6 protein-coding genes and 1 pseudogene are annotated in these 5648 nt (G+C 71.9%); 1 reads left to right on the plus strand and 6 read right to left on the minus strand.

Going from position 1 to position 5648, the window contains the following annotated elements:
- From CVO76_RS14840 to alr, 6 genes are all read right to left on the minus strand, one after another.
- The coding region (locus CVO76_RS14840) for an MFS transporter (protein WP_208741845.1) at positions 1–1197 on the minus strand (1197 nt) is incomplete at its 3' end.
- A gap of 113 nt (positions 1198–1310) precedes the next feature.
- Positions 1311–2396 (minus strand): tRNA (adenosine(37)-N6)-threonylcarbamoyltransferase complex transferase subunit TsaD, encoded by a 1086-nt coding sequence (gene tsaD / locus CVO76_RS14845; protein ID WP_133082462.1) that lies wholly within the window; start codon positions 2394–2396, stop codon positions 1311–1313.
- Positions 2393–2848 (minus strand): ribosomal protein S18-alanine N-acetyltransferase, encoded by a 456-nt coding sequence (gene rimI, locus CVO76_RS14850; RefSeq protein WP_208739943.1) that lies wholly within the window; start codon positions 2846–2848, stop codon positions 2393–2395. The genes tsaD and rimI overlap by 4 nt, the downstream gene beginning before the upstream one ends.
- Before the next feature lie 8 nt (positions 2849–2856).
- Positions 2857–3537, minus strand: coding sequence for a tRNA (adenosine(37)-N6)-threonylcarbamoyltransferase complex dimerization subunit type 1 TsaB (gene tsaB / locus CVO76_RS14855; protein ID WP_208739944.1), 681 nt, complete (start codon positions 3535–3537; stop codon positions 2857–2859).
- A 9-nt stretch (positions 3538–3546) separates the two neighbouring features.
- Positions 3547–4095, minus strand: coding sequence for a tRNA (adenosine(37)-N6)-threonylcarbamoyltransferase complex ATPase subunit type 1 TsaE (gene tsaE, locus CVO76_RS14860; protein ID WP_208739945.1), 549 nt, complete (start codon positions 4093–4095; stop codon positions 3547–3549).
- Positions 4079–5245, minus strand: a complete 1167-nt coding sequence (gene alr, locus CVO76_RS14865; RefSeq protein ID WP_208739946.1) for an alanine racemase — start codon at positions 5243–5245, stop codon at positions 4079–4081. The genes tsaE and alr overlap by 17 nt, the downstream gene beginning before the upstream one ends.
- 131 nt (positions 5246–5376) lie before the next feature.
- On the opposite strand from alr, the pseudogene CVO76_RS14870 reads away from it, so the two are divergent.
- Positions 5377–5648, plus strand: a pseudogene (locus tag CVO76_RS14870) (hypothetical protein); the annotation flags it as partial.

Here is a 5648-nt window from a genome sequence, read left to right on the forward strand (position 1 = left end):
GGTCGCGGCAGCGGGCCACGACACCAGGGCGGCGACGGTCCCGCCGGCGGCCAGCACGGCGAGGCAGAGAGCGGCCGCCGGCTGTCCCGCCGCTGCGCCGATCCAGCCCGCGATCGGATAGGTCAGCATGAAGCAGGCGTGGCTGAGCGAGAACTGCGCCGTGAAGAGAGATCCCCTCGTGGCATCGGTGGCGACACGCCGCAGCAGCCTCGAGGAGGGCGTGCTGATCATGGAGGTCCCGACGCCCAGGACCGCCCAGAGCGCCAGGAAGACCCACCACGGCGAGCCGGAGCCCGCCACGACCGCGGCAGCCAGGACACCGGCGGGCAGGATGGCCGCGCCGATCAGCATGAACGTACGGTCGGAGATGCCCTCGAGGACCCGAGGGGCCGCGAACGCCACGAGCATGGAGCCCGCCCCGTAGACGGCCAGGGCCAGGGCGACGTCGGTGTTGGTGCCCGCGAACAGGTCCCGTGCGTACACCACGGTGTTCACCAGGACCAGGGCCGTGGCCGCGGCGACGACGAGGTTCAGCGCCAGCAGGCCGCGCAGGCTCGGCTCCCGCAGGAAGATCCGCGTGCCCAGCGTGGTGCGGTGCAGCAGCGAGCCCTGACCGGCGACCGCCGGGATCGCCGGCAGGCGCGTGACGAGGACCATGAGCGCGGAGGCCAGGAACCCGAGCATCGTCCCGAGGAACAGGTCCGAGTACGAGAGCACGGACAGCAGTGCCGCAGCGAGCAGCGGGCTGACGAGGGATTCGACGTCGTACGCGAGCCGCGACAGCGAGAGCGCCCTGGTGTAGTCCTTCTCGGCCGGCAGGACCAGCGGGATCAGGGCCTGGAACGCCGGCGTGAAGGTCGCAGAGGCCGACTGGAGGAGAAAGACCAGGACGTAGACCTGCCAGATCTGGTCGAGGAAGGGAAGGCTGAGGGCGACCATGGCACGCACCCCGTCCGCGGCGACGAGGACCACCTTGCGGGGCAGGCGTTCGACCACCGCGGCCATGACGGGAGCCACGACGACGTACGCAATCATCTTGATGGTGAGGGCCGTGCCGAGCACTGCGCCCGCCCGTTCTCCGGCCAGGTCGAAGGCCAGCAGTCCGAGCGCCACGGTGAGCAGCCCGGTGCCGAGGAGCGCCACCACCTGGGCGGTGAACAGATTCCGGTATGAGGTGGAACGCAGGACGGAGAGCATGATGAGAGGCCGTTTCGTCGGGGACGGAGACTCCACTATACGTGCAGACATACGCACACGATGACTCTTTGTCGTCCGGTGTTCCGACCGGTCGCGGGCCGGACCTGCCGCCCTCAGGCTCCGGGGAGGACGATACTCGTGACGGGGAGCGAGGGATCGGTCCCGAAGGCGATCCCGCTCGGCGCCCCGCCGGCCATCACGATCTGCGCACCGAGGGCCGCGACCATCGCACCGTTGTCGGTGCAGAGCGACGGCGCCGGGACGGTGAGCGTGATGCCCGCAGCCGTGCACCGCTCCCGCGTCAGGTCCCGGAGCCGCCGGTTCGCTGCGACTCCACCGCCCAGCAGGAGGTTCGTGATGCCGTGCTCCCGGCACGCGAGGACGGCCTTCGAGGTGATGATGTCCACCACGGCCTCCTGGAAGGACGCGGCGATGTCGGCGACGGGGACGTCCAGCCCTGCTGCCTCGTACTGCTCCACGGCGCGGGCGACCGCCGTCTTGAGCCCGCTGAAGGACCAGTCGTAGCGGTGCGGGCCGGGTTCCTCGGCCGTTCCCATGTACTTGGGTTGCGAGAGCCCGCGGGGGAAGCGGATGGCTTTCGGGTCGCCCTCCGCCGCCAGCCGGTCGATGGCGGGTCCGCCCGGATACCCGAGGCCCAGGATGCGCGCGGTCTTGTCGTACGCCTCGCCAGCGGCGTCGTCGATGGTCGAGCCCAGCAGCTCGACGTCGTTCGCGATGTGTCCCACGCGGAGGATCTCCGTGTGGCCACCGGACACGAGCAGCGCTCCGAGGTTCGGCGGCAGCCCGTCGGCGAAGGTGCCGCCGAGCATGCCGACGCCGACGTGCGCCACCAGGTGGTTGATCGCGTAGAGCGGCTTGCCGGTCGCGACGGCGAGCGCCTTCGCTGCGGACACACCCACCATCAGCGCGCCCGAGAGTCCCGGGCCGGCCGTGACCGCGATGGCATCGAGCTCGTCGAGGGTGACGCCGGCGTCGTCGAGCGCGGACCGCAGTGTCGGCACGAAGGCCTCGAGGTGCGCCCGCGAGGCGATCTCGGGGATGACGCCGCCGAAGCGCACGTGCTCGTCCATGGAGGAGGACACGGTGTTGGTCAGGAGGCGGGTGCCGCGGACGATCCCGACACCGGTCTCGTCGCAGGACGACTCGATGCCGAGGATCAGCGGTTCTGCGGTCGTCACGGTGTCTCCCCGTCCTCGGTGGCCAGTGCGAGCCTCATGACCCAGGCGTCGACGCCGTCGCGGTAGTACCTCTTCCGCGTGTGGATCCGCGCGAAACCGAAGCGCGTGTACAGCTGCTGCGCACGCGGGTTGTCCGCCCGCACCTCGAGCATCACGTTGTCGGCGCCCCGCCGCCGGGCTTCGTCGAGCAGCTCGGTGAGCAGGGCCCGGCCGATGCCCTGGCCCTCGAAGCGGGGCAGCACGCCGATGGTCTGGATGTCGGCCGTCGTGGCGAGGACCATGAGGCCCGCGTATCCCACGGCCTCGCCGTCCACCTCCGCCACGATGTAGCGCCGTGTGTCCGGTTGGAAGAACTCGGAGTAGAACATCTCGATGGGCCAGGCGTCGGCCGGGAAGAGCTCTTCCTCCAGCCCGCCGATCGTCTCGATGTCCTCGAACGTCAGGTCCCGCATTGTGTACCTCACGCCGTCGCCCGCTTCCGCGGCCCGGGCACCCGTGCGTCGGACTCCCGCAGATAGAGCGGAGAGGTGTCCCGGAGGTCCTGTCCGGCGAGGAGGCGCAGGCGGGCCACGCGACCGAGCGCGGCCGCGTCCGGGTCGGACGACGCGAAGGCCGGGACGCCGTCGACGTCGTCCGGGTAGAGCCCCGCTGCCCGGCCCACGAGCGGCAGCCCCTCGGGCAGGTCGGCGGCGGCACCGACGTGGGGGCCGTCGAGGAGTTCGGGCAGGCTCCCGCCGTCCGTCGGCATGCCGTACTCGGCCCAGTAGACCTCGCCGCGCCGCGCGTCCGTCCCGACGAGGAATCTCCTCCCGGCCGGGAGGACTCCGCCCGCTGCGGCGTCGAGGGCCAGGGCGTCGAGGCTCATGACGCCGTGGAGGGGTACGTCCCAGACGAAGCCGAGCGTGCGGGCCGTGACGAGCCCCGCCCGCAGCCCGGTGAACGGGCCCGGCCCCACGCCCGCGACGACGGCGTCGAGTTCCGTGCCCGCGACGCCGGCATCGTCGAGGATGCGCTGCACCGCGGGAGCGAGGACCTCGGCGTGCGACCGGGTGTCGGAGCTGCCGAACCGGCCGACGACGACGTCGTCCCGCAGGAGCGCGACCGTGGCCGCGGCGGAGGTGTCGATGGCGAGGAGAAGCACCGGTCCAGCCTAGTCGAGCGGGAGTCCGGGCTGCTGTCCGGTCCACCGTGGCCCCACGCCGGTGAGGGTGACGGTGCGCACCTCGTCCACGCCGTCGTCGTCGAACACGGTGACCCATTCCCCGTCTGCTGCCGTGGGCCCGGTTCCGCCGAGCGGCCGTGCGATGTCCACCCGGAGCCAGCTGTCGCTCAGGTGCTCCACGCGGCCGGCCCCCCACTCGATGACCGTGACGTTGGCGGCCATGGTGGCCTCGAGGTCCAGGTCGTCGACCGCCGCCGCACTCTCGAGCCGGTACGCGTCCACGTGGATGAGGCCCGGGCCGTCGCCCCTCGAGGAGTGCTGGCGGACGAGCACGAAGGTCGGCGAGATGATGCGGTCCTCGACCGCGAGGCCCCGCCCGAGCCCCTGCGTGAAGGTCGTCTTGCCGGCGCCGAGCTCACCCGAGAGGACCAGCAGGTCACCCGGTCGGAGCTGCGGCGCGAGGGCCGCGGCGAGTGCCTGCAGTTCGGTGGCCGAGCCGACGTCGTAGGACGCCGTCCAGTCAGGCGTCGGCGTCATCGCCCGCGCTCCCCTTCCCCGGGTCCAGGTAGATCCGCTCCACGCGGTCGCTGATCCGGGTCACCACCTCGTAGTTGATGGTCTGTGCGGCAGCGGCCCAGTCCTCGACGGCCGGGGAACCGGCTCCGCCGAACAGCACGGCGCGCTTGCCCAGCGGACCGTCCGGTGCGTCGGCGATGCCCGTGGTGCCGAAGTCGATGACGAGCTGGTCCATCGCGATCCGGCCGACCACCGGGTACATCCGGCCGCCGACGAGCACCGGGGCGCCGGTGGCGATGCGTGGAACACCGTCCCCGTAACCGACGGGGATCAGCCCGAGCGTGGTGGGTTTCTGCGTGCGGTAGGCGTAGCCGTAGGACACGCCCTGCCCGGCGGGCACTTCCTTGCAGTTCGAGACGGTGGTGCTGAAGGTCATGACGGGCCGCAGTCCGAGGTCTGCGGAGTCCTGGTCGGAGAAGGGCGAGAGCCCGTAGATGCCGAGGCCCACGCGCACCAGGTCGAAGTGGCAGTCGGGCCGGGAGAACGTCGCCGGTGTGTTCGCCAGGTGCCGCACCTCCACATCGATCCCCGCGTTCTCCGCGGCGGCGACGGCCTCCCGGAACGCCTGGACCTGCAGGTCCGTCTCCGGTCGGGCGGGCTCGTCCGCCACGGCGAGGTGGGAGAAGATCCCGACAACGCGGATCAGCCCTTCCTCCTGGTGTGCCACCGCCCTGCTGAGCAGGGCGTCCCACTTCTCCGGCGGACATCCGTTGCGGCCCAGGCCCGTGTCGATCTTCAGGTGCACGATGGCGGGGCGCTCGAGTTCACGCGCCGCGGCGACCACCCGCTCGAGCTCCCAGCCCGAGATCCCGAGGTCGAGCCCGTGTTCGACGCCTGCGGTGAAGTCGGTCCCTGCGGTGTGCAGCCAGGTCAGGATCGGCGCCTCGATGCCGGCCCTGCGCAGTGCGACGCCCTCGCTGATGTGGGCTACACCGAGCCATGCGGCACCGGCCTCGAGCGCGGCGCGCGCCACCGGCACCGCACCGTGGCCGTAGGCGTTCGCCTTCACGACGGCCATGACCCGTGCGGGGTGGGCGACGTCGCGCAGGTGCCGGATGTTGTGCCGCAGGGCATCGAGGTCGATCTCTGCAACGCGCTCGGTGGAAGTCACTCACCCCATTCTGCCAGCTCGGTGGGAGCCGCCGCCGTCGGAACCTCCTGCCGCCATCCTCCAGCAGGTTCGGAGCCCGACCGGCGGCATCCGGGTTGCAGCCGGGCACGGCGGGAGGAAGGATCGAAGGCATGGTCGAACCCCCGTCAGGCACCCGCGGCTGCGTGCTCCCCGACGGTGACGGAGGCTCCTGCGGTCGTGCCGCGGGCGACGGACCGTTCCCCGTCTGCCCGACGCATGCGGCGCTGGTCGCGGAGTGGGTCGGCGCCGAGTACGGCACCACGGACCTGCTGCCGGGCGCCTGCGCGGCCTGCGGCTCGCGGCTCGGCGTGCGGTACGCGTCGGGGTGGGCGTGCGCCGCCTGCGAGTGGCGGGTCGGCGACGCCCAGTGGTCGACACGGAT

Origin of the sequence: Arthrobacter agilis (assembly GCF_002953615.1) — a bacterium.
GTDB lineage: Bacteria > Actinomycetota > Actinomycetes > Actinomycetales > Micrococcaceae > Arthrobacter_D > Arthrobacter_D agilis_B.